This is a genomic window from Pseudoalteromonas rubra, from assembly GCF_005886805.2.
GTDB lineage: Bacteria > Pseudomonadota > Gammaproteobacteria > Enterobacterales > Alteromonadaceae > Pseudoalteromonas > Pseudoalteromonas rubra_D.
In genome coordinates, this window is the sequence record NZ_CP045429.1 from 3,257,020 (window position 1) to 3,280,954 (window position 23,935).

Sequence of the window (23,935 nt, forward strand, 5' to 3'; positions counted from 1 at the left end):
GAGACTGACTTAACTACTGCGTTTTTGTTTCAGTAATTCATACGCTGATTGAATACTCTGGCTTTTTCGCTTAGCAATTTCCATCATGTGCGCAGGCAGACCCTGAGACACCAACTTGTCAGGGTGGTGTTGTGCCATCAGTTTGCGATACGCGCGTTTGATGTCCTTGTCCGATGCACCATCACTGAGACCCAATACCGCAAGCGCTTCGCTGCGTGATACGGCTGATGACTGAGGTTCACGTGCAGACTCTCGCTGTTGCCTTTGCTGACCCCCACTCTGGCGCTGCTGAGATTGCTGAGACTGCCATTGCGCGCGCTGCTGACGAAAACGAAATTCGGCCTGATAGCGGCGCAGCAAGAAATTATACTGAGTCTGAGAAATCCCCAGGTACTTGCTCACTTCGCGCAGTAATGCCTGTTCCTGCTCAGACACATGGCCATCCGAAAACGCCATCTGAATTTGAATTTCCAAAAACAATTGCAGTAAATCGTAACGCCTGGCAAACGCTTCTCTGACTTCCCGCACCGCATCTTTCACCGAAAAGTCAGCTTCCTTGCCCGCTCTGAACGCATGTTGTGCTTCACGCCGATCATCACCGGTTAACGCCATTTCATCCATAAAGGCCGTTGCCGCACGAATATGCACCTCGCTGACTCTGCCATTTGACTTTGCAATATGGCCCATGACAGAAAAGCAGCTGGAGAAAAACAGCGCCTGGCGTTCACTGAGATCGTCACCATTTAAAAAGCCCTGGAATCCGCCCACTTTATCAAAATCTTGCTTTAGGCTTTTGTCGAACAAATGACCCAGATAAAACCCGAGAATAGCCCCCAGCCACTTGCCAAACATAAAGCCAAAACCAGCCCCCAACAACTTACCCCACATATGTGTGCTCCACTGCGTTGTTGATCTCAACTAACCGCTCAGGCGTGCCAATATCGTGCCATTGCCCCAGATAAAGTTCCGTTGAGACGCTCCCCTGCGCCAAACCTGCTCTGAGCATCGGACCCAGAGCAACAAATTGTTCCTGCACTCCATTAAAGAAATCTTTGTGATATAAGCCAATACCCGCAAACGTATAGGCCTGAGTATGGGTACTTTGATGTGCCAGCGGAAAATCTCCGTCCGGATTATGAGGTGGGTTTTCCACCAATACCAGGTGGGCCTCACCAGGTAACAGATGCAAACGCGACAAGTCATGCACTGCATAATCGGTAAAAATATCGCCGTTGATCACAATGAAGGTGTCTGTTTCAGTGCACAACGCAGGCAGAGCCCGGACAATGCCGCCCGCCGTTTCCAGCCCCCCTTCAGGTTCATCACTGTATTGAATAGACACACCAAATGCACTGCCATCGGCGAAGTATTCACGTATTTTTTCGCCTTGCCACGCCAGGTTAATGACTATGTCGGTGATGCCTGCGTCTGCCAACCGTTTTATGTGGTATTCCAGCAAGGGCTTGCCTGCAACCTCAAGCATGGGCTTTGGCATAGTCGCCGTCAGCGGCATCATACGCTTGCCTCGGCCTGCGGCCAAAATCATTGCTTTCATTTTTGTTGTTCCAGCTTAGCCTGTACCAGGGGTATTATCTCGGATTGCAGACTGGTTGCAAGCCATTGAAATGTATCAACACACTTTGCGGCCTCATAAATGTATTGCAAAGTTGGCAGAATGTTATGCAAATAACCTGGCTTGCCATCTCGCAAATATAAACGTGCAAAGATCCCCGCAGCCTTGATGTGACGTTGTAACCCAGTCCACGCCAGTTGCTGCTGATATTCCTCAAAAGAACTGTGTGGTGCCAGCAGGCCGGCTTTGCTCAATACCTCAAAACTATAACGTTGCAAATGGGCCAGCTGCGCCTCAGGTAATCGGTAATAACAGTCTTTAAGCAAAGATACTACGTCATACGTTACCGGGCCCTGGACTGCATCCTGATAATCTATCACCACCCACTGCTGGTTGTGCCACATCAGGTTACGGCTGTGAAAATCCCGATGCATGGTCACCTGCGTTTGTGCCAGCATATTTCTGATCAGCGCCTGCTTTAGCGCAGTCCATTGTTGGCACCAGGCCTTCTGGGGCTCGAAACCCAACCAGCGATTAAGTAACCACTCACTAAATATTTCCAATTCCATGTCAATGAAGGCCGCATCATAGGGCTTCATAAGTGGACTGGCTGGCAGACGGGCCATGTCAGGCAACATATCAATCAAGGATTCATAGTCTCCCTGCACCTCAGACGCTGTAGCCAGCCGGTCGGCCAGATGCTCAGAGCCGAGATCTTCTAACAACACAAACCCAAGCGCACAATCTGCGGCAATAATCTGTGGTACTCTTATTTTGCCTTGGCTAAAAATCGTGTTCAGCTCAACAAATGCCGTGACGTCACCCATCTCAGGAGCTACATCGAGCAAAATAGATGAGTTGCCCTGGTGGGTAACACGAAAATAACGACGAAAACTGGCGTCTCCGTCGAGGGCAGTTACCTGCTCCGGTAAGGCATGATAATGATTGTGCAAAAAGGCCGCGCGGGCCTGCGCTCTTAGCGCAACCTCTGGTGACAGGCTTGGGGTCATTTTTCTTACTATTTCCTATTCTTAACTACTGTAATTAACACGCTTTTCATTTATCATGTCTGGCTTGAAAATGAATTTCGGCAAACAAGGTTGATAAATGAGCAAAGCTTGGGGCCTCTTCGTGCTTCCCCTAATCAGTACAGCGACTTTTGCTAATTCGAACATTGATGGCCTTCAGTGTAAAGACTACTTTCAGCCTAAAAACTGGCAACCCATCGCTGATTTGCCCAGTGGCGCTATCGATATTCAGTCTGACAATGTTGAATTACAGGGCGTCGACAGTGCTGAATTCAGTGGCAATGTCGTCATTAGCTCCAATATCATGAGCTTGTCAGCTCAGGCTGCCCTGATAGACAAACAGCAAGGATTACTCAATGCCACCGGCCCACTCGTTTTTCAGGATAAGTACACCCTGGTTAACAGTACCGGAATGTTTGCCAATCTCCAGGAATACGAATTCAGCCTGCTCGGTGCAGATTATTGGCTGACCCAACAAAATGGCCATGGCAGCGCCGAAAAACTGCATGCCACCGCCAATCAGGTTGATTTGCTCAATTCCAGCTTTACCACGTGTCCAGGAGAAACCCCTTTTTGGTCAATCGAGGCCAGCAGTATTGTCATGAATCGTGACAGTGGCTGGGGTGAAACGCATCATACGATCCTCAAAATACTAGATACACCGATTGTCTATGTACCCTATTTTACATTTCCCATAGATGATCGCCGCAAATCCGGTGTGCTCACACCGACGATTAGCAGCTCCAGTCGTCGCGGCTTAGGAGTTGCAATACCGTACTATTTAAATTTGGCCCCGAATTACGACGCAACCATCACACCACGCTACATGTCTAAAAAAGGCACTCAGCTGATTTCGGAATTTCGTTACCTGACCAAACATCATCAGGGCCAACTGGCCATAGAGTTTTTGGAACAGGACGATTCTGCCAAGCAACTTGATGAGCGATATTTGGTCAACTGGACCCAAAACAGCTATTTTGATGAAAACTGGCGCGCCAGCGTCGACATCACCAATGTCAGTGATGACGCCTATATTTCAGATTTAGACTCCCAATACGCCAATGAAACAGACACTCAGCTATACCGTACCGGTCAGCTCAGCTATTTAGGTGATGAATGGGCCGTTGACCTGAAGCTACAAAACTTCGAAGTTTTGGGTAACCACACTGAGTCATACGCGGTGTTGCCCCAGCTCACAGTTAACCATGTGACGCAAAACTATCAAGGGTTCAATTGGGGACTCACAGGCCAAATCAGCCACTTTACTAACGATGAACTAACCGTCACAGACGCAACCCGAATTCACTTCGAGCCAAGTGTGTCTTATGACTACAACGCCTATGCCTGGTCATTTGCCTCTAACCTGAGCCTGATGCATACCTATTATGAGCAGGACGGAGATGAGGCGTTCTCACAATCTCAATATAAAAAATCAGTTTCCCGTACACTCCCTAAACTGCGCTTACATGGCCAGTTAAACCTGGAACGGCCAACAAACTTCATTTTGCAACAAGGTACGCAAACGCTGGAGCCACAGATCCAGTATTTGTACACACCCAGAAAAGACCAGTCCGGTATCGCATTGTATGACACCATAAAAATGCAGGACGACTTTTTTGGCTTATTCCGCGAGCAGCGCTTTTCTGGCGTCGACTTTATCGCGCAGGCAAACCAATTTACGCTGGGCGCAACGACCCGATTGTTCGACAGCAACAACAGCGAGCGCTTTAACTTCAGCATGGGCCAGATCCTCTATCTCAGTGACTCAGCTAAACCCACAGAGCAATCTTTGGAAACCAACCTACTGACACAAAACAGCCAGGAGTTTGGCAGTAAAAACTACAACGCCTTATTTGCAGCTGAAAGTATGTTGCATTGGCACCGTCGTTGGTACTTCTCCGCCGGTTTGCAGTATGATGCTGACGAAAAGGAGCTGATCCAGTCTCACATGACACTCGACTATCGAGGCAGCAATAAAAAGCTCGTTCAATTGAACCATCACTACGCCAGTGATGTCTCAGGATACGAAATTGATCAAATCGGTCTGTTCAGTAGCTTACCCATAGATGAAAACTGGCAGCTGGTTGCCAGCTATCATCGTGATATGACGGCTAACCGCAGCGTTGAAGTATTTGCTGGTTTGCAGTACGAATCATGCTGCTGGGCGGTGCGCATAACAGGTAAACGTCAAATACAAACTGACCTTAACCAAACGATTTCGCGTGATGACGCAATTTTTGACACAAGCTTTGGTATCAATTTTGTGTTAAAAGGGTTAGGCAGCAAATCAAGATATGATGCTAGCCAGTTACTACGTTCGGGTATCTTTGGTTACCGCAGACCGTTCTTTTTAAATAATTAACAACAAAGACTCTTATGAATTTAAAAAAGCTATTATTAGTTCCAATTTTAAGTATGACGCTGGCACAACCCGTTTGGGCTGAGCGTGTCCAGCTGGACAAAGTAGTCGCAACGGTTAACGACGGTGTGGTACTAAAAAGCGAAGTGGACAAGATCCTTAACCGCGTGAAAGAGCAAGCAGAGCAACAAAACACTGAGCTTCCGTCAGATAACGTACTACGTATCCAGGCCATTGAAAAACTCATTGATCAGGTGCTGATGGAGCAAATGGCTGCACGTATGGGTATGGAAATCTCCGATGCTCAGCTTGATCAGACACTAGCCAGCATGGCCAAAGATCAAGGTGGCAGCATTGCCGATCTACGTAACTCGATCGAAGCCACAGGCGAGAGCTTTCAGGCATATCGAGAAGAGATTCGTACTGAAATCATGGTCTCGCAAGTACAACGCGCCGCGGTAGATCGCCGTATCTATATCAGCCCGCAGGAAATCGCCAATTTACAACAAATTTTGGCACAACAAACTGGCCAGTCAGAAGAATATGATATCGGCCACATCCTGATCAAAGTTGACAGCAAAGCGAACCCGGAAGACATCGAAGATGCCCGTGAACGTGCCGAAAAAGTCATTGAATTTCTCAATGAAGGCCGAGAATTTAAGCGTATCGCCATCGCTTCATCTAGCGGCGCTAAAGCACTGGATGGTGGTCAGCTAGGCTGGATGGGCATCAACGAAATGCCAACGCTGTTTGCAGAAGCGGTAAAAGGCAAGAAAAAAGATGACATTATCGGCCCACTGCGTTCTGGTGCTGGCTTCCATATTCTAAAAGTACAAGACATCCGCGGACGTCAGGTCGTTGAGCGGGTGGAAATGCGCTCTCGCCATATCCTGATAAAGCCGTCGATCATCCTTAGCGAAGAAAAAGCACGAGATATGTTAGCAGGCTTTGTGACAGATCTGCGTAATGGCGATGCAGACTTTGCTGAGCTGGCTAAAGAGCATTCAGAAGATCCTGGTTCAGCGCTTAAAGGCGGTGAATATGACTGGACAGATCCGACTACTTACGTACCTGCATTTCGCGATGCTTTAATGTCGCTAGAGCAAAATGAGATTAGTGAGCCATTCAGAAGCACTTTTGGCTGGCACATCGTTCAGTTGCTAGATAAGCGTGTTGCTGATAAAACAGAGCAAGCGAAAGCAAATCGTGCCCACCAACTTCTGTTTCGTCGTAAGTTTAAAGAAGAGAGCTTTAAGTGGATGCGTGAAATGCGCGAGCAGGCGCACGTAGAAGTAATCGACTAATAGAAGAACTAAGATGAGTTTAAGAATCGCAATCACCCCCGGTGAGCCGGCAGGGATAGGGCCTGATTTGGTCATCAAACTTGCACAACACGACTGGCCTGCACAGCTAGTCGCGGTTGTGGATAAAGACATCATGCTACAGCGTGCCAGGGAGCTAAATACGACCATTAAGCTCATTCCGTTTGACCCTGATGCACCAGCCGTAGCCGCGCCGCCTGGCAGTATTTATTACCTCCAGGTAGACCGTGGCTGTGACGTCACCGCAGGTGAGCTGGATGAACGCAACGGTCAGTACGTCTTAGATACCTTACGTATCGCCTCGGAAAAAAATATGGACGGCACATTCGATGCCGTCGTGACAGGACCCGTGCACAAAGGGATTATCAATCGCGCTGGTATTTCCTTCAGTGGTCACACTGAATATTTTGCGCAGCAGTCCAATACCCCCGATGTGGTTATGATGCTGGCCACAGAGGGACTTCGTGTAGCGCTGGTCACGACCCACATTCCGCTTGCTTATGTATCTAAAGCCATTACCCATGACCGACTCACGAAAGTGGCACATATTCTTTATCAGGACTTGCAAACCAAGTTTGGGATTGAAAAGCCAAATGTTCTGGTATGCGGGCTAAACCCGCATGCTGGTGAAGGTGGCCACTTGGGCAATGAAGAAATTGATACCATAGAGCCGGTGTTAGCCGAGCTCAATGCGCAGGGTATGCATTTTGTTGGCCCGCTGCCCGCAGATACTCTATTTCAGGCGAAATATCTCGAAAATACCGATGCCGTATTGGCAATGTATCACGATCAGGGTTTACCTGTGTTAAAATACAAAGGATTTGGCAATTCGGTAAATATTACACTCGGATTGCCCTTCATCCGCACTTCTGTTGATCATGGCACGGCACTCGATCTTGCCGCCAGTGGCAACGCAGAAGTCGGTAGTTTCGAATTAGCGATCCGCGAAGCAATTAAGCTCGCCACCAAAAAAACACAGAGTTCATGACAGATAAAGTACATTTGGGCCACCGAGCCCGTAAACGCTTCGGCCAAAACTTCCTTAACGACAGCAACATCATCGATAAGATTGTGACGGCCATCGATCCCAAGCCTACAGACAATCTGGTAGAGATAGGTCCAGGCTTAGGCGCCATCACTGAGCCCGTGATAGAGCTGAGTGACCAGCTAACTGTTGTGGAACTGGATCGCGATCTGGCAGAGCGCCTGATCCACCACCCTTTTATGGGACCAAAACTCACGGTACATCAAGGCGACGCTATGAAGTTTGACTTTTCTACGCTCCTGAAAGGCGATGAAAAGCTCAAGATTTTTGGTAACTTACCTTATAACGTCTCTACGCCACTGCTGTTTCATTTATTTGAATTTGCAGATCAGGTTGAGCACATGCATTTCATGCTGCAAAAAGAGGTGGTAAACCGCATGGTAGCTGGACCAGGCAGTAAAGCCTATGGCCGCTTGAGTGTTATGACACAATACTATTGTCACGCTATTCCGGTGATCCAGGTCCCTCCCACGTGCTTTAAACCAGCACCCAAGGTTGACTCTGCGGTCGTGAGGTTGATCCCCAAAGATGCGCAACAACGCAGTGCAAAGAGCACCAAAGTGCTGAACACTGTGTGTCTTGAAGCCTTTAATCAAAGACGTAAAACATTGCGCAACAGTTTATCGAACTTAATGACTGCCGAGCAACTGAGTGACCTTGGGATAGACCCGGGTTTACGTGCCGAAAATATTTCCCTTTCGCAATTTATTGAGATAGCAAACTGGATCTATGACAACAAAGAGTGAGATCGGCTCACCGATCAAAGTATCTGTAGAAGCCTTTTATGTTGAAGGCCAATCTCAGCCAGAAAAAGACAAATATGTCTTTGCCTACACCATTACCATTAAAAATCACAGCTTGTGTAATGCCAAGCTGGAAAGCCGCTATTGGTTGATCACCGATGCCAACGGTAAAGAAACCGAAGTCGAAGGTGATGGCGTAGTCGGAGAGCAACCAACGATCCGTCCAGGAGAAAGTTACCAGTACACCAGCGGCGCAGTGTTAGATACGCCAGTTGGCACAATGGAAGGCTACTATGTGATGCGCAATGAATTTGGCACTGAATTTCGCGCACCAATTCAGGTATTCCGACTGAGCCGCCCGGATATCCTGCACTAATGGCCAATTATGTGGTCGGTGATCTGCAAGGCTGCTTTGCACCGTTAAAGCAGCTGTTGCAGGAAGTTGCCTTCAACCCAGCGTGTGACCACCTCTATCTGGTAGGCGATATTGTAGCTCGGGGCCCAGATTCACTCGGCTGTCTCGACTTTGTGTTTCGCCACCAGGATTGCGTCACTATTACCCTTGGCAATCACGACTTACACCTTATCTGCAATGTATTACTGGGCAAAACACCCAACCCTAAAGACAAGCTCGACGCCCTTTACCAGCACCCTCAATTACCAAATTATCTGGCCTTTTTGCGCCGTCAGCCATTGTGCGTGTATCTTGATAACTACCGCACCTTTATTTCTCATGCAGGTATTCACCCTGATTGGGAGATTGAACAAGCCCTGTCATTAGGTCGCTGGGCGCAACAAAAATATCAAGGCGATGAGGCCTGCCAGTTTCTGCCTGCGATGTACGGTAAAGAGCCCCGCCTGCTACTGGATACTGATGAGCAAAGCCGCTTTAATACCATAGTCAATGTATTTACCCGGATGCGCTTCTTGACTTCGCAGTGGCATCTCGATTTTGACAATAAAGGCACACTGGATGATGCCGGCGAGTTACGTCCCTGGTTTACTCATCCACGCTTCCAAAGTGACGCCAATCGTTACCTTTTTGGGCACTGGGCAGCCCTGCAAGGGATCACAAAAGTCCCCAATGTCACTGCTTTAGATACAGGGTGTGTGTGGGGAGGACCGATGACCCTGCTTGATTTAGACGCAAATGAGCAAATTTCGAGCAATTAACTGTTTCTCAGCCGATTTTACTGAATTTTGAATTCACATCTGCTATAAAATACTTAACTATCGCGCAATAAATCCGATAAGCATTCATTCAGCTTTAATTTGATGGTACCCGTATGAATTTGACTGTAAGCCAACGTATCTGGGGTGGTTTTATAATAATCACTCTACTCCTGTTGATGATCGGAGGAAACTCGCTGCTAAGGATCGCCAATATAGATAATTCCACAAGACTGGTTAATTCGCTTTCATTGCCCGCTCTGGACAGCAGTGCTGCGTTACAAATTGAGTTCACTCAGATGAGTAAACTCGCCCAGGGGAGTTACTTTACGCAATCACCCGATGAGCTGAACTCACTCAAGGCAAAATTCAATGAACGTCAGCAAGCGTTCAATAAAACCTTTTCTGAGTTAGGTGCTGTGGTTGATCAAGACCCAGGTTTGGCGCAAAGCAAACGCCAAGTCGAATCAAGCTTCAACCAATTCTCGACCTCTGTGCAGGACTTGTTGAGTAACAAGGCCCGCGAGCTAATGTTGGTAAAGACACTTAAGCAACAACTTGAAGACACAGAAATGGCCGCCGAGGATGCCACGACAGTGGTATTGGATATCCTCGATTTAGACGGCTTACAGGATAGTGACAGCCGCGCTTATCAGGCAGCAACAAAATTAGAAAACCTGTTTAGTTCTGCGGTAACAACCAGCACAGATATGATGACCATCAAAGAGCGCAACACGCTGGACATCGTTGATAAGGAACAGGCCTATGTACTGGAAGAGCTGGAACGCAATATGTCTTTAATGACAACCACAGTCGCGCAGCTCGACAGCACTTTAGTAGACGACTTACAACAATACTACGATGACCTGCTAACTCAGCTAAAGGGTGCTAACGGCATTTCCGGCAATGTTGGTCAGCTAATCGCGGCACGACAAACAACTCGTACAGAGTTAGACACCGCTGAAGCGACCACCAACACCGCCCTGAAACAGCTTGGTGAACTGGTTGCACAATCAAAGCAACTGGCGTTTGATATTCAGGATGAAGTACGTGCAGACGTCACCTCTGCAAATATGTGGACCTGGGTTGGTATGATCATGGCTGCCTTGTTAGCAATCGTCATCGCTTACCTTACTGTCAGTCGTATTACTAAACCCTTGTCTGAAGTTAATCGCGTCTTAAATATCGTCGCTCGTGGCGACATGACCCAGACACTGGATGACTCAGCAAAAGATGAGTTTGGTGAACTGGCGCGCAGCTGTAACAGCCTCATAGCCAGTTTGCGAGAGTTGATCACCGGTATCGTATCACGCTCAACTCAGCTTGCTGCTGCCTCGGAAGAGACCTCAGCCATTACCATTGAGTCTAGCCAGGCAATTAAGAGCCAGCAGTCTCAGGTTGAGCAAGCCGCGACGGCAACCACTGAGATGAGCAGCACAGCCCACGGCGTGAGCAACAGTGCCCATCAGGCATTGCAGGAAATCAAGAATGCCGATAAAGAGGCCGAGCGCGTTAAGGGCATTTCTCAGGATAACAAGCACACCATTGAACAGCTGGCTCATGAAGTCGAAGCGGTGTCTGAAGTAATCAACAAGCTACATCAGGACAGCTCAGCGATTGGCGGCATCCTGGATGTGATCCGTGGTATTGCAGAACAAACTAACCTGCTTGCCCTGAATGCCGCCATCGAAGCAGCACGTGCCGGTGAACAGGGTCGTGGATTTGCGGTGGTTGCCGACGAAGTGCGCTCCCTGGCCAGCAAAACGCAGGAGTCGACACAAGAGATCCAGGCCATGATCGAATCATTGCAAAGCGGTGCAGAAGAAGCCGTCAGCGCGATGTCGAAAGGCCAGCAACAAGCTGAATCTTGTGTTCACCAAAGTGATGTGGCCAATGAAGCACTTAATTCAATCACGGACGCCGTGTCTCGTGCACATGACGTAAGTGAAGAAATTGCCAACGCAGCCAATGAACAGCAACAAGTCTCTCAGGAGATCAGTGAACGTCTTGAATCCATTGTGACCATCGCCGAACAAACGGCTGAAGGGGCAAACCAGACGTCTATTTCAAGCTCAGAAGTGGCCAAACTAGCCGAAGAACTGAGACTGTCTGTTGACCAGTTCAGAGTCTGATATCTGTTAATGAGTAATGTCAAAGGCCCGCTCAGTGAGCGGGCCTTTCTGTTGCAATCAAGACAACATTTATACCAATTTTTTACTTAAGATAAATAGTGCTTTTCTGATCAGGACATACAGGCCCATCGTAACCACTCCGTCAACAGTTGTAATTTAAGGGACAATCCTGCACACTTACGCGGTTTTTAACGGAGTAAAAAATAATGAAAAAAATACTGTTTCTAATTGCACTTTCTACTTTACTGGGTGGCTGCTACTCCAGCCCTGAATCTGTCAATAGCACAGCGCGTTTTGCAAGCCCGGAGGTAAATAAATCCCCTTTTCACCTCAGTCTGTCTTTGAGCACAGATACCCTTAATGTCATCCCGCTGAACACCACCGAATACGTGACTGATGATTCGCATTTACGCGCTGCAGCAGAGCTGTCTTTGGGCAACGGTTTCGAATTAGGCTGGGCAGCCGGAGGAGAAGGAAAATACAGTCTGAAATACCAGTTTTACGGCAAAAGCAGAGAAGAGGCCAGCAGCGGCGATGTCTCCCATGCCGTGAGTATCAGCTATGTCAGTGGTGATGACTCTGGAGTTGAAGCAGGCAATTATATCGGCGGTAACGCGTATAATAACGCTCACTGGGAATTTGATAAAAACGCCATCGATGTGGCGTTGATTAGTGGCTATCGCCTGACCCCGGAGCTTTTGCTATATGGTAGCGTGTTCTATCAGGACGGCGACATTGACGGTCGTTATTACATCCCAAACTCCAGCACTTGCAAAACAAAATGTAAAACGGACCTCATCAACAGTGATGGTAAAAACTACGGTGTCAGTCTAGCGCTTGAGTATACTTTCACACGCAACCTATTTGGTACGCTTGAGGTCACTCAACATCACGCCGATTGGTTTAACAGAAGCCAGTCAAAGTCTACTGCAAACTTTAATTTAGGCTATCGGTTTTAACAACAAAATGGCTGGTATATGGCAGTCTATCTTATCAACCTGGCGATAAGATATGTCTGGATGACCCATGCAGTCATTGCCAGCCCAAATGCCTCTGCGATTCCTGTAAGCACAAAGAGGCGACAACTTGCAAGGCAGTCTGATTACACTAATTCAGCCACCTCACTAATTTCGTGACTCCGAATTACACCACCTGCATGTAGACAGTATCATTGAGGTGAAAGCGAAGTGAAGTCCAGCAATAGACCCAGTCAGGTCAGGCATAGCCATCACTAACAGGATCTATATCCTCACTTTTACTTTGGTTAGTTTATTACAGAAAGTATTGGTATTAACCAGGCTGCAATGGGTAAACATCGCTCAAAGTGTGTCTGGTCCAACTGAAATGCACTTTCATGGCAATTTCTTATTTTATAGTAATCAGGCAGGATATTGCTCTCACCAATTGTATCTGCCGCAACTAAACCGGGCGCCAACGGACCCTTAAATATTCTTAAGAAAATTTGATCTCTGGCCGCTTCCGCACCCCAAAAATAGAATGGCCTCACGCTATACTGACGTTCATAGTCTCGCTTTTGATCTTCATGACCATGCTGTCTAGGCAACTTCGGCGATCTTTCCATCCAAGCATGATTACCGTCTAAAGACGCTATCCAACCAAGCATAATATTACTATTTGGAACATGGCGAATATCAACCCCAGCGTTACGGGCGAGACGATTAAGCTCACCTTTACCTAACAGTGCTAACTTAGAGAGCTGAATTGCGTTATAAACAGGCGCAAACTCTTGAGGACTGAATTTCCCATTTTTTAAATGCATGTCCCCTTTTATTCTTTCAGAAACATCTGGAATTAGAAGTAGCTTCTTATTTAATCCATCCATTTTGAAAGCATTATTAATCACATCATCGGAAGGCGGATTGCTAATCCAGCGAAGCATTTTTTCCTGATCGTCATTGAGAATTTCTTTAACGACATGCTTACCAATCCTTTCAGATAACGCGTTAATATCCTTTTTTATCTGATTATACTGAGAGTAAATACTTGCCAAACCATTATGGTCTTTAGCTAGGTCTTTTAGAGATTCAGATAATTGGCTTTGTAAATTTTTAAGCTTCTTAGCCGCTTCACACATGTGAGGAGTAACAGTTCCTATTGGATCGCCCGTATAAATAGGACCGTAACAAGCCAGCCATTCTGTAATTGGCTTAGCACTAACTGTATAATTTTTACCATCCGCGATTAGTTTTGCCGTACTGATATTAGCGCTAATGTATGCTTCACCTGCTTTTTCTACTGAATACTTAAAAAACTGTGAATAGGCGGCATCCAACGCAATTGCTTTTACATCTAACTCATAGCCAAGGGCTAATGCGGTCGTAACCAAAGCAAGTGCCTGTACAGCTTCATTCTTTGACAGTTCTTTGATACCCAGCGCCTTAGCTGTTTTTTTAAGCTCAGGATTACTGTCCCAGATAGATTTAAGTTCAGATTTTAATCGTGCTAACTCGTCCTCTTTCTTTTTTAATTCATCAACTATACGTCTTGCATGATCGTCACTCCACAAACACAACCCTTTCCTTTCCTGCTCTTTACGATATTCATCAGCATCCTTACAATTCCTAAATGGGTCATCGAAAGAAGGACAAAAAGCAGATGGAGAGAATGGTAAGAGTTCACATACCACATAGTTACCTATGTTCCCCCGGTTAAGTTCTTTTATTTCTTCTTCAAGTCTTGAGATATTTCTTTGCTGCTCTTCGCGCTCGGCGCCCCCCTTTTCATACGCGGCAATCAGATCATTGTAATATTTTTGCCGCTGCTTCGAGATATTGATCCAACTCTCTAGTGTCCGTTTTAAAATACCAAGAGGCTTAGCTTGCTCAGCCGCTTCATCTTCAAATGCTTTCATACTTTGAAGGTGTTTTGAAAACGTTGACTTTTTATATTGAGCTGACACGCCATCGTTATCCAGCAATTTCTCTTTAATTGCCTTTATTTGATTGGACGACACATTAAGCACACTGCTTGCCTGTAAGCTGTAAGGTTGATACTTAGAAATATACATTTCTAGTAATTTATGTCTTATCTCTACAGCAAATGCATCAGAATCACCCAGATCAAACGCATCACCCGCGTAAGAGTTAACATAAGTATGGGCAAACACATCGCTGGCGGCATGGCTTAAATACCCTGAATAAAACGCGCTCCATTCGGAGGAAGATATGCCATCTGGCTTTGTCGACAAATAGGTTAACCACTGGTTACTATTCCAACCGGTGCCTGCATGAACAGTGACTTGTCCGCCAATAAAGTCAGGTAAAACATCGGGACCATTTGTACCCAGTAAGTACAAGTTTTGATTTGCCAGAATAGCACTTGCTAAATCTTTATTTACAGCAAAGTCACCATAAGGGGGGATTGATACTTTATGATCACGTAAGTCATTGATGACCTCTTTACCAACATACATATGCGTTTTTAGTTCGAAGGCAGCAACCATGTTGCTAACTAACGCAGACAGAAAAAATAAAAATTTAAAAAACTTCATAATTATTTTATATAATTACTTCTTAATAATGAGAAGCAACTCCTTTTTCGTTAAATTCGAGCGCATTATCCATTTATCGCGCAAGTTCTCAATTACTATTTCCACATTTAATAATTTAACAAAGTTAAAGGCAGGAATTATTAACAGAAAATCACAATCAAAATAAAAACAGAAATAAATTAAAAATATATCTTTTATTTATAATTTAAATATAACAAAGGTAAGGCCACTGTTTCACTCTCCCAATGGGCACTCCCTACAAGATTAAATTGCTCACAGCATATCTATCGACATAAGTAAATGTGTTACTCAGAAATATACCTGGAAGTAACTGGTTCTTCAGCACTGAATATAAGTCCCAAGCCTGCGAGGCCTGTAGTGAGCATAGTTTGAATAATGGATTAACGGTTATCTGTGGCTCAGACACTTACATAGATTAACGAGGAGCACTCCGGAAATGACAGTATCAGTTAACCAGTATGACTAAACTACAGCAGCCTAATTATCGCCCGTTTGTACCAATGGTTTGGTTACACTCTCGCGCTGACTTCATCTCTCACCACAAGTCTTTGTCCAGTGCTGTACAGCCAGCCCAGCGTAAACTCTCCACCCTAAGCGCAAGATTGAAAACGCTCGATTACCTTCATTGTAAGTTGGTCCATAGCCATGGCTTTTCTCATAACTGTGAATGGCCGCCTTGACTACGAGCACAGGCATGAGAGGTGACAAAAATATTCCCAATACCCGTGTGAATTTTTTCAGCAAAATGACTCTTAGATTGCTTAGCACCTCCCAGGATGGGTACTGTCACATATCCTGACACGCAATCACTCTAGATGATAAAAAGACTGTCAGCCATCATGTGAACCGTTATCCAGATCTTTTCACCTGACACAAAAAAGCCGCTTAAGTTTCCTTAAACGGCTTTTTCAATATTAGCGTTTGAGCTTAATTGAACAAGGCATTCGCCTTAGCAACCACATTCTCAACCGTGAAGCCAAAGTGCTTAAACAGCTCAGCAGCCGGCGCTGACTCACCAAAAGTGCTCATGCCTACTACTGCGCCATTCAAGCCTACATACTTGTACCAGTAGTCTTCAATACCCGCTTCAATCGCAACACGACGTGTCACAGCCGCTGGCAATACTGACTCTTTATACTCAGCAGATTGTGCATCGAACGCATCGGTAGATGGCATAGACACAACACGTACGCGCTTGCCACTGTCACGAAGCTTTGCAGCCGCTTCTACAGCCAGCTGAACTTCTGAACCAGTTGCAATCAGGATAAGCTCTGGCTCACCGTCACAGCTCAGCACATAACCACCTTGCTTAATGGCTGCTACCTGCTCGTCGCTACGCGCCTGTTGCTCAAGCCCCTGACGGGTAAATACCAGTGACGTAGGGCCATCTTTACGTTCGATAGCCTGCTGCCAGGCAACCGCAGATTCAACCTGGTCGCACGGACGCCAGTTAACCAGGTTTGGTGTCATGCGCATGCTCGCAAGCTGCTCTACCGGCTGGTGTGTCGGGCCATCTTCACCCAGACCGATTGAATCGTGGGTGTAAACGAAAATGCTTGGTTGCTTCATCAATGCAGCCATACGCACTGCGTTACGCGCGTATTCCATAAACATCAGGAAGGTCGCGCCGTAAGGAATGAAGCCTTTGTGCAGAGCAATACCATTCATGATGGCTGACATGCCGAATTCGCGTACACCATAGAAGATGTAGTTACCTGACGCATCGTCAGCGGTCAGACCTTTAGAGCCGTCCCATAAAGTCAGGTTTGAACCCGCCAGGTCCGCAGAACCACCCATAAATTCAGGTAGCAATGGACCAAACGCATTCAATGCATTTTGTGACGCTTTACGAGTTGCCGGATTGGCTGGGTTAGCTTGTAACTGTGCAATGTACTCTGCACTTTTCTGTGCCCAGTCAGCAGGTAACTCGCCTTTAGTACGACGTTCAAACTCTGCCGCCAACTCAGGGTAATGCATCTGGTACTCAGTGAATTTAACCAGCCACTCGCTCTGAATTTGCTGACCGTGCGCCGCAGCATCCCACTTAGCATATACAGACTCAGGAATATCAAACGCTTCGTGCTCCCAGCCAAGGAATTCACGTGCCGCTTTGATCTCGTCGTCACCCAAAGGTGCACCATGACAATCGTGGCTGCCCGACTTGTTTGGTGAGCCGTAACCAATCACTGTCTTACAGCAGATTAAGGTTGGCTTATCCGACTCAGCGCGCGCCGCTTCGATGGCAGCGGTGATCGCCTCGCTGTCATGACCATCCACATCTGCAATTACGTGCCAGCCATACGCTTCAAAACGCTTAGGTGTGTCGTCGCTGAACCAGCCTTCTACTTCACCATCAATAGAAATACCGTTGTCATCCCAAAATGCGATGAGCTTGCCCAGGCCCAGAGTGCCTGCCAAAGAACATGCTTCGTGAGAAATACCTTCCATCAAACAGCCATCGCCCAGGAAAGCATAGGTGTAGTGATTCACGATGTCATATTCATCACGGTTAAACTGTGCCGCCAGAGCCTTTTCAGCAATCGCCATACCTACCGCATTGGTAATCCCCTGGCCAAGTGGTCCAGTGGTTGTTTCGATGCCTGGAGCATAACCATACTCAGGGTGACCTGGTGTTTTAGAATGCATTTGGCGGAAGTTTTTTAGTTCATCAATTGACAGATCATAACCAGACAAATGCAATAGAGAATAAATGAGCATGGAGCCATGGCCATTTGATAATACAAAGCGGTCACGATCGACCCAGTCAGGGTTATTTGGGTTGTGCTTTAAATAATCGCGCCACAATACCTCTGCGATATCGGCCATACCCATTGGGGCACCCGGGTGACCGGATTTGGCCTTTTGAACTGCGTCCATGGACAGAACGCGTATGGCATTTGCAAGTTCTTTGCGAGATGGCATGAAGTCTCCTACTTTTTTTGTCATTTGAGTGGCAAATCTGTACCTAATATACCCGTGTGGCGACGTTGTCATGTTTACCTTAATGTGTGGCAATTCAATGCATGACACGCCGAAATGCAGGTAACTCGATTAGAAAATTGGTCCCCATTCTTACCTATTAGGGTAACCACTGCAATTAAAAATCAATGAATTCTTAGCGTCACCGGGGACTTTTTTACTGCGTTTTTCGCAAAGATTTAAAATTAGACGTCTAGGCGTAAAAAAGCTATGCAGCCGTGCGCGTTTTCGATAATATATCGCTCTGATTTTTTCGCGCTATTCCTGTTGTTTGTGAAGCGCAATATTTGTGAGCATAAATACAATGGCAAAACATTTATTTACTTCTGAATCTGTTTCTGAGGGTCATCCGGATAAAATCGCCGATCAGATCTCTGATGCGGTACTAGATGCTATCCTTGAGCAAGATCCAAAAGCACGTGTTGCGTGTGAAACTTACGTAAAAACCGGCATGGTGATGGTCGGTGGTGAAATCACCACTAGCGCCTGGGTTGATATTGAAGAACTAACGCGTAAAACGGTACGCGAGATTGGCTACACTCATTCAGATATGGGTTTCGACGCCGACTCATGTGCAATTCTGAACACCATTGGTAAACAATCACCAGACATCAACCAGGGTGTTGACCGTACTCGTCCCGAAGAGCAAGGCGCGGGTGACCAGGGTCTGATGTTTGGTTATGCCTGTAACGAAACCGACGTATTAATGCCGGCACCTATCACTTACTCACACCGCCTGGTTCAACGTCAGGCGCAGGTGCGTAAAGATGGCACTCTGCCTTGGTTGCGTCCTGATGCGAAGTCACAGGTAACATTTGCCTATGAAAATGGCAAAGCAGTGGGTATTGACGCGGTTGTTCTGTCAACTCAGCACTGTGATTCAGTTTCCCAGGATGACCTGGTTGAAGCAGTGATGGAAACCATCATCAAGCCAGTTCTACCAGCTGAACTTATCACTGAAGCGACCAAGTTCTTCATCAACCCTACTGGCCGTTTCGTTATCGGTGGCCCAATGGGTGACTGTGGTCTGACTGGCCGTAAAATCATCGTAGATACATACGGTGGTATGGCACGTCACGGTGGTGGTGCATTCTCAGGTAAAGATCCATCAAAAGTTGACCGTTCAGCCGCTTACGCAGCACGTTATGTTGCTAAGAACATTGTAGCAGCAGGCCTTGCGGACAAATGTGAAATCCAGGTGTCTTACGCAATTGGTGTTGCTGAGCCAACGTCTATCAGTGTTGAAACCTTCGGCACAGGTAAACTAGAAGAAGCACGCCTGATCGAATTGATCCGCGACCACTTCGACCTGCGTCCTTATGGCTTGATCACTATGCTGGACCTTGAACGTCCAATCTATCAGCCAACTGCGGCATACGGTCACTTCGGCCGAAATGAATTCCCGTGGGAAGCAACAGATAAAGCAGAAGCACTTAAAGCCGCTGCTGGTCTATAATTGTAAACTCAGATTTACAGACAAGGCGCCTTAGGGCGCCTTTTGTTTTACGGATTGAAATAATTAATTCCCAGAAATCAGAAACTCTTCAATATCTTCTTTAATATCCACATAATCATCATCGTGAATATTTAAGACAATCATTATCTTATCTTTAAATGCATGCCAGTCGGCACAATTGCGAAAGTACTTTCCTTCAAATGCGAGGTTTTCTGCCAGTTTAAGAATGGCAAAGGCCTGTTGTTCGCTCTCATCACGCTCTTCTTCCAGGTACTGCGGATCATGATGGCGTAAGATAATCTGACACATGGATTTGGGAATATTCCAGGAGTTCGCAAGATAGTAACCCACCACAGCGTGATTGGTCGGATACAGCTCCTCCTCATAGTGCGCCAGAGTATATTCGGGCCGCTGAATGGCGCGTGTCATAACCTCTTTGTAGTTGTCATAACGCATCGCCATGGCCGGTATTCCGGCATCATGAAACAAACCGAGTAACTGTAAGTTCTCAATGGGGACGTTCGCGCGTACCCGCTTGCCAATTAACATCGCTATCTGAGAAATATCAATGGCATTGTCCCAGAAGCGCTCTAACGAAATACAACAAAGACTCTGGTCGAACGCTTCTTTCAATAAGTAGCCAGTAACAATCTGTGTGATGCTATTGAGCCCCAAAAACATCACCGCCTGTTTAATGTCAGACACCGTCCTGGACATCCCATAGGCCGGAGAATTAATCACTTTTAGCACCGCGGCCGATGTTGCGACATCTTGTGAAATGATGTTCGCAACACGATTGAGCTCGGGCTCTTCACTATTGAGTTCATTCTGAATGTGTTCCAGAACTTCAGGCTTTGCAGGCAGATTAAAACCGGAGCGTAACTCCGCCAGTGTTTTTTCATCAATATTGAGCATAACAACAAACAAGTCAGGCTAGTTTGATTTTAGTGTAGACGATGATCCAGTGATGATCATTCGAACGGGCAGGTATTTGCGGGCGTAATGGCCCAAGCCTTGGCATTGCGCGCCTGTGCCTGCAGTAATGCGTATAGTGCGTTAAAAGAGGCGCGAGTGTTGCGCAATGCTACTTTGTCGACAAACCACTGCGGCGCATCGCCCTGAATATCTGCCGAGATCTGGTAGTTTATTTCAACGCCATCGTCTCGTTCCGTCAGAACCCATTGCACTATGACAGGTTGAATGCGGATCATTCCCGGTTCAGACGGATACTCGGTGACTGAGCGTATCGTTAGCACATAACTGGCGGGCGACTTTTGCAATAAGCAGGCATGCGTTACCATATCCCGCTTGCGCAGTGGCCAGGGCAAATCAAAGTGGGTCAAAACCAGCGTCTGATTTGGCGCAGGACGAGACAAAATCGTGACGGCGCTGACATGCTTAACCCACTCAGAAACACGGGTGGTATCATGTAGCAGGTTAATCACCGATTTTGCACTGACGCCAGGCCATTTTCCGGTGACACGGATCCTCAAAGGATGATCAGGCGACTTCTGATAACTGATAGAAAATAAAGAAGAGTGATACCAGGGCTGCCAGCTTGTCTGGCTCTGCACGCTGTGACCAGCAGCCGCAAAGCAGACTAGCCACAGCAGCATGCTCAGACATGCTAAACGCGGAGTATCACCAGTAAGGTTCACTGTTTAACGAAGCCTGACGACTTTGTTCCATCGCACTAACAAGGAAATCAGCCTTTTGCTGCAGCCAGACCAAGATATCCTGCAATGCCTCATTTGGCTGACCTTCACACAATTGGCGAAGATAAAACAGCGTTTCCAACTCATAAATACCATAGACAATATCAACCCAGGGCGCTCTAAACGCCTGACGGGTTTCTTTGTCGTATAACTTACCCAGACAATGACCGCTAAGCAGCATGTTTTCCAGCGGCTGGCGGCATTCCAGGTATTCTTTCACTGTCATGGTACGATCAGCCGGATAAAGCGTCGTAATCTTGTTCCAGTCGTGGTCGTAAGCACGCTTGGCCAAGGTCTCGACCGGACTTTGCGCAGCTGTTATCGCGTTTTGATCCCAGTTTTTGCGCCAGGATTTGTCCAGCAACCAGCGAGTCAGTGCCAGGATCAATCGGTTGTATCGCGAGCAATGGAACAGATCTTCAATATCAGTCACGGTTGGCTGAACGTCTTTCATATCGGCAATGACCTGAGCCAACTCAGGTGCATTGGAGATTCGTTTGAAATAGGCATGTCGCTTTGAAGTATAGGTTTTCAGATGAATAGCATTTTCCACCCAGCCCAGTTCTGACAATAGCCACTTGAGTTCTTTGCGTAAAAATTCCGTTGACGACTTATCAACAAACTCCTCGAACAACCAAAATGCATGGCGGATCAGGCTGACGCCGTCAATGACGCGCTTCAGCGTTTTGAGACTCGGCGCATCAAGATAACACTGCTCGTGTTTCTGAACAAACTGAATACCGTGGTTTACGGTGGCGACCAGTGCTTGCTCTTGTGAGCAACCACGAGGCAATTTAATCACGCCCAGAGTTTTATTCGCCTTGAGCGGTTTATCATCGGCGATACGATAGCCTCTTGCCGCCTTGGAGTATAATCCGAGCCTGAGCCCAATATGCTGTAACAAATGATCGGCCAGCAGAAATAAATCATCTCTGTCGCCATCAATTAACTCAATTTCAAGCTCAGAAATTGGCTCAACGACCCCCTGTGCACTGATCTCACCTTTATCCAGTACTACCTCAATTTCACTACCTGCCTCGGTCTCAATCAACCAGGTACGGCGAATAAAGTTGGTACTGAAGATCGGGAATAAATTACTGGCGATTGATTCCAGCTGCACACCCATAGGCCAAATACTGCTGTCAAAGGCATGAATATCTGGTCGACTGCCCTGAATGGGTAGATTGTATTCTGGACGCTGATGCAACCCTCCAACCACTTCACCCGCAAGTTTGATCGTCTGCTCGCAGTCGTCATCATTGCAGCGTGTGCGTAAGCCTATGTCCAATGCACGTAACTCCCGGCTAGGGGTATCAAAGTAGGCATTTTTCAGGTTTTTAGCGGGCTTGTTGCTGACTTTTTTAGCAAACTGGGTAATAAGGGCTGGGATCAGCGGAACTTCATTGTCTGAAACCAAAAATTTCAGTTCTATCTCAGTGTCCATCAGGGGTGTGATTTACCTATGTAATTTTCGAACCTTCAAAATATACAAAGGGTCCGCACTTTGCAAACCTTTTAGTAATTATTAGCGCATTATCACCACCAATCCCAACCGGTTTCGTCAATTACAGGTGTAAACATGTACACCTATCTTCACCATGAACGCCCTCACAACTGAGCTGAAAACCAACTGTTCACCCTTTTCCTGCAAAACCTGCCCCTTGCCTTTGCGCCGGGAAATCCCTACTATTTTGTTAACTTTATAACGATATCAATATTTAAGGCCTGTAAATGCTGAAAAATATCGCTTTGCCGCTGCTGCTGTCTGTGCTCTCATTGAGCGCAATGGCGGAGCAAACCGAGCTGCAAAATGAGCCCACAGAGGCACAGTCAGCAACTGACAATAATGGCTATATTGTCGACGATTTATACTTATTCATGCACACCGGACCGGGCAAGAATTATCGCATTCTGGGCTCTGTTGAAGCCGGAAGCCCGATCACCATCCTCAATGCAGAGCAAGACAACTTTATTCAAATCAGAGATGACAAAGCACGCGAAGGATGGGTAGAAAGCCAATTCGTCACATCAGAGCCAGGGTTGCGTCAACGACTCGACAGTGCCAACCTGGCACTCAGCGATAGCAGCAATGAGCTCAATACGTTACAGAGCCAAATTCCACAACTGGAACAAGCTAATCTGCAACTACAACAAGATAATGAGGCGCTGAAAAACAATATCACTGAGTTAGAAAAAGCGCTTGAAGCTCAGGTAGAGTCAAGTAAAAACAAAGCACAAACAGAACAACACATGCTATTGAGCTATGGTGGCGGTATTGCCATTGCAGGCATTCTGATTGGTGTCATATTAACCCTGGTGTTGTCACGGCGTAAGCGCTACGACGGCTGGGCGTAAACAATCACCAATTAAAAAGGCCTTTACGGCCTTTTTAATTTCTGTTACTCAATACCCAATAACTCAACTTCAAAAATCAACAGTGACCCCGGCGCTATTTTCCCGGCTGCTCTATCACCATAACCAAGATCAGGTCCGATAAAGAAACGATACTTATCACCCACCGTCATTAACTGAACGCCTTCTGTCCAGCCTGCTATCACCTGATTCAGACCAAAGCTAATTGACTCTCCGCGCACCACTGAGCTGTCAAACACGGAACCATCCAGTAAAGTGCCATGATAATGCACGGTCACTTTATCGGTGGGCCCTGGGTGAACGTCCCCATCCCCTTTGCTCATCACTTCATATTGCAGGCCTGATTGCGTGGTCGTGATCCCCGGCTTTTGGCCGTTTTGCGCCAAAAACTCAGCGGCTTCAATACGATTCCCTGCCGCCGCCTGCTTTTGCTGTTTACCGTTTTTGAAAATAAGCCATCCCAGCACAACGATGACCAGGACGAGAACAATATTGGTTATTGACATAG

19 protein-coding genes are annotated in these 23,935 nt (G+C 46.8%); 10 read left to right on the forward strand and 9 right to left on the reverse strand.

Annotated elements, in window-relative coordinates:
• Positions 1-9 precede the first annotated feature (9 nt).
• Genes djlA through CWC22_RS14150 form a run of 3 tightly spaced genes read right to left on the reverse strand, consistent with a single transcriptional unit; the run spans position 10 to position 2,583 of the window.
• Positions 10-888 (reverse strand): co-chaperone DjlA, encoded by an 879-nt coding sequence (djlA, locus tag CWC22_RS14140; protein ID WP_125559898.1) that lies wholly within the window; start codon positions 886-888, stop codon positions 10-12.
• Positions 878-1,555 carry an N-acetylmuramate alpha-1-phosphate uridylyltransferase MurU gene (gene murU / locus CWC22_RS14145; protein WP_138537663.1) on the reverse strand — a complete coding sequence of 226 codons (678 nt, stop codon included), beginning with the start codon at positions 1,553-1,555 and terminating at the stop codon, positions 878-880. Before murU ends, djlA begins: the two co-directional genes overlap by 11 nt.
• Positions 1,552-2,583 carry an aminoglycoside phosphotransferase family protein gene (locus tag CWC22_RS14150; protein WP_138537664.1) on the reverse strand — a complete coding sequence of 344 codons (1,032 nt, stop codon included), beginning with the start codon at positions 2,581-2,583 and terminating at the stop codon, positions 1,552-1,554. The genes murU and CWC22_RS14150 overlap by 4 nt, the downstream gene beginning before the upstream one ends.
• Before the next feature lie 97 nt (positions 2,584-2,680).
• On the opposite strand from CWC22_RS14150, the gene lptD reads away from it, so the two are divergent.
• The 8 genes from lptD (at position 2,681) to CWC22_RS14190 (ending at position 12,331) form a co-directional block, all read left to right on the forward strand.
• Positions 2,681-4,963, forward strand: coding sequence for an LPS assembly protein LptD (gene lptD / locus CWC22_RS14155; protein WP_125559892.1), 2,283 nt, complete (start codon positions 2,681-2,683; stop codon positions 4,961-4,963).
• Positions 4,964-4,977: 14 nt separating this feature from the next.
• Positions 4,978-6,264 (forward strand): peptidylprolyl isomerase SurA, encoded by a 1,287-nt coding sequence (surA, locus tag CWC22_RS14160; protein WP_138537665.1) that lies wholly within the window; start codon positions 4,978-4,980, stop codon positions 6,262-6,264.
• Between the two features lie 13 nt (positions 6,265-6,277).
• Positions 6,278-7,270, forward strand: coding sequence for a 4-hydroxythreonine-4-phosphate dehydrogenase PdxA (gene pdxA, locus CWC22_RS14165; RefSeq protein WP_138537666.1), 993 nt, complete (start codon positions 6,278-6,280; stop codon positions 7,268-7,270).
• Positions 7,267-8,073, forward strand: coding sequence for a 16S rRNA (adenine(1518)-N(6)/adenine(1519)-N(6))-dimethyltransferase RsmA (gene rsmA / locus CWC22_RS14170; protein ID WP_125559886.1), 807 nt, complete (start codon positions 7,267-7,269; stop codon positions 8,071-8,073). Before pdxA ends, rsmA begins: the two co-directional genes overlap by 4 nt.
• Entirely contained in the window at positions 8,057-8,446 is a 390-nt protein-coding gene (apaG, locus tag CWC22_RS14175; RefSeq protein WP_010382612.1) for a Co2+/Mg2+ efflux protein ApaG, read from the forward strand. Before rsmA ends, apaG begins: the two co-directional genes overlap by 17 nt.
• On the forward strand, positions 8,446-9,243 hold the full coding sequence (locus CWC22_RS14180) for a symmetrical bis(5'-nucleosyl)-tetraphosphatase (protein ID WP_138537667.1): 798 nt from the start codon (positions 8,446-8,448) through the stop codon (positions 9,241-9,243). The genes apaG and CWC22_RS14180 overlap by 1 nt, the downstream gene beginning before the upstream one ends.
• A 113-nt stretch (positions 9,244-9,356) precedes the next feature.
• Positions 9,357-11,372 carry a methyl-accepting chemotaxis protein gene (locus tag CWC22_RS14185; RefSeq protein WP_125559882.1) on the forward strand — a complete coding sequence of 672 codons (2,016 nt, stop codon included), beginning with the start codon at positions 9,357-9,359 and terminating at the stop codon, positions 11,370-11,372.
• Positions 11,373-11,578: 206 nt separating this feature from the next.
• Positions 11,579-12,331: a hypothetical protein gene (locus tag CWC22_RS14190; protein ID WP_138537668.1), complete on the forward strand. Its 753-nt coding sequence runs from the start codon at positions 11,579-11,581 to the stop codon at positions 12,329-12,331.
• A gap of 305 nt (positions 12,332-12,636) precedes the next feature.
• Here the strand turns inward: CWC22_RS14190 and CWC22_RS14195 are convergent, their stop codons facing one another.
• Positions 12,637-14,883, reverse strand: coding sequence for a zinc dependent phospholipase C family protein (locus CWC22_RS14195; RefSeq protein ID WP_138537669.1), 2,247 nt, complete (start codon positions 14,881-14,883; stop codon positions 12,637-12,639).
• A 948-nt stretch (positions 14,884-15,831) separates the two neighbouring features.
• The gene (tkt, locus tag CWC22_RS14200) at positions 15,832-17,826 is read right to left on the reverse strand and encodes a transketolase (protein ID WP_138537670.1); all 1,995 of its coding nucleotides are present in this window, start codon (positions 17,824-17,826) and stop codon (positions 15,832-15,834) included.
• A gap of 361 nt (positions 17,827-18,187) precedes the next feature.
• On the opposite strand from tkt, the gene metK reads away from it, so the two are divergent.
• Positions 18,188-19,339, forward strand: coding sequence for a methionine adenosyltransferase (gene metK / locus CWC22_RS14205; protein ID WP_010382626.1), 1,152 nt, complete (start codon positions 18,188-18,190; stop codon positions 19,337-19,339).
• 63 nt (positions 19,340-19,402) lie between these two features.
• On the opposite strand, the gene CWC22_RS14210 is transcribed toward metK, so the two are convergent.
• The 3 genes from CWC22_RS14210 to CWC22_RS14220 are packed head-to-tail and all read right to left on the reverse strand — an operon-like array spanning position 19,403 to position 22,498.
• Positions 19,403-20,254 carry an HDOD domain-containing protein gene (locus tag CWC22_RS14210; RefSeq protein ID WP_138537671.1) on the reverse strand — a complete coding sequence of 284 codons (852 nt, stop codon included), beginning with the start codon at positions 20,252-20,254 and terminating at the stop codon, positions 19,403-19,405.
• Between the two features lie 56 nt (positions 20,255-20,310).
• Entirely contained in the window at positions 20,311-20,955 is a 645-nt protein-coding gene (locus CWC22_RS14215) for an START domain-containing protein (protein ID WP_138537672.1), read from the reverse strand.
• Positions 20,956-20,980: 25 nt separating this feature from the next.
• Entirely contained in the window at positions 20,981-22,498 is a 1,518-nt protein-coding gene (locus tag CWC22_RS14220; RefSeq protein WP_125559870.1) for a CYTH and CHAD domain-containing protein, read from the reverse strand.
• Between the two features lie 287 nt (positions 22,499-22,785).
• Here CWC22_RS14220 and CWC22_RS14225 point away from each other — a divergent pair, with 287 nt between their 5' ends.
• The gene (locus CWC22_RS14225; protein WP_125559868.1) at positions 22,786-23,409 is read left to right on the forward strand and encodes a TIGR04211 family SH3 domain-containing protein; all 624 of its coding nucleotides are present in this window, start codon (positions 22,786-22,788) and stop codon (positions 23,407-23,409) included.
• A 44-nt stretch (positions 23,410-23,453) separates the two neighbouring features.
• Here CWC22_RS14225 and CWC22_RS14230 read toward each other — a convergent pair whose 3' ends face one another.
• Positions 23,454-23,933, reverse strand: coding sequence for an FKBP-type peptidyl-prolyl cis-trans isomerase (locus CWC22_RS14230; RefSeq protein ID WP_125559866.1), 480 nt, complete (start codon positions 23,931-23,933; stop codon positions 23,454-23,456).
• Positions 23,934-23,935 lie beyond the last annotated feature (2 nt).

Coding starts and splice junctions, on each gene's coding strand:
- djlA (WP_125559898.1), bottom strand. CDS start 888: ATGTGGGGTAAGTTGTTGGGGGCTGGTTTTGGCTTTATGTTTGGCAAG.
- CWC22_RS14150 (WP_138537664.1), bottom strand. CDS start 2,583: ATGACCCCAAGCCTGTCACCAGAGGTTGCGCTAAGAGCGCAGGCCCGC.
- CWC22_RS14190 (WP_138537668.1), top strand. CDS start 11,579: ATGAAAAAAATACTGTTTCTAATTGCACTTTCTACTTTACTGGGTGGC.
- CWC22_RS14225 (WP_125559868.1), top strand. CDS start 22,786: ATGCTGAAAAATATCGCTTTGCCGCTGCTGCTGTCTGTGCTCTCATTG.
- CWC22_RS14230 (WP_125559866.1), bottom strand. CDS start 23,933: ATGTCAATAACCAATATTGTTCTCGTCCTGGTCATCGTTGTGCTGGGA.
- CWC22_RS14180 (WP_138537667.1), top strand. CDS start 8,446: ATGGCCAATTATGTGGTCGGTGATCTGCAAGGCTGCTTTGCACCGTTA.
- CWC22_RS14210 (WP_138537671.1), bottom strand. CDS start 20,254: ATGCTCAATATTGATGAAAAAACACTGGCGGAGTTACGCTCCGGTTTT.
- CWC22_RS14185 (WP_125559882.1), top strand. CDS start 9,357: ATGAATTTGACTGTAAGCCAACGTATCTGGGGTGGTTTTATAATAATC.
- lptD (WP_125559892.1), top strand. CDS start 2,681: ATGAGCAAAGCTTGGGGCCTCTTCGTGCTTCCCCTAATCAGTACAGCG.
- CWC22_RS14220 (WP_125559870.1), bottom strand. CDS start 22,498: ATGGACACTGAGATAGAACTGAAATTTTTGGTTTCAGACAATGAAGTT.
- pdxA (WP_138537666.1), top strand. CDS start 6,278: ATGAGTTTAAGAATCGCAATCACCCCCGGTGAGCCGGCAGGGATAGGG.
- CWC22_RS14195 (WP_138537669.1), bottom strand. CDS start 14,883: ATGAAGTTTTTTAAATTTTTATTTTTTCTGTCTGCGTTAGTTAGCAAC.
- rsmA (WP_125559886.1), top strand. CDS start 7,267: ATGACAGATAAAGTACATTTGGGCCACCGAGCCCGTAAACGCTTCGGC.
- murU (WP_138537663.1), bottom strand. CDS start 1,555: ATGAAAGCAATGATTTTGGCCGCAGGCCGAGGCAAGCGTATGATGCCG.
- tkt (WP_138537670.1), bottom strand. CDS start 17,826: ATGCCATCTCGCAAAGAACTTGCAAATGCCATACGCGTTCTGTCCATG.
- metK (WP_010382626.1), top strand. CDS start 18,188: ATGGCAAAACATTTATTTACTTCTGAATCTGTTTCTGAGGGTCATCCG.
- surA (WP_138537665.1), top strand. CDS start 4,978: ATGAATTTAAAAAAGCTATTATTAGTTCCAATTTTAAGTATGACGCTG.
- apaG (WP_010382612.1), top strand. CDS start 8,057: ATGACAACAAAGAGTGAGATCGGCTCACCGATCAAAGTATCTGTAGAA.
- CWC22_RS14215 (WP_138537672.1), bottom strand. CDS start 20,955: ATGCTGCTGTGGCTAGTCTGCTTTGCGGCTGCTGGTCACAGCGTGCAG.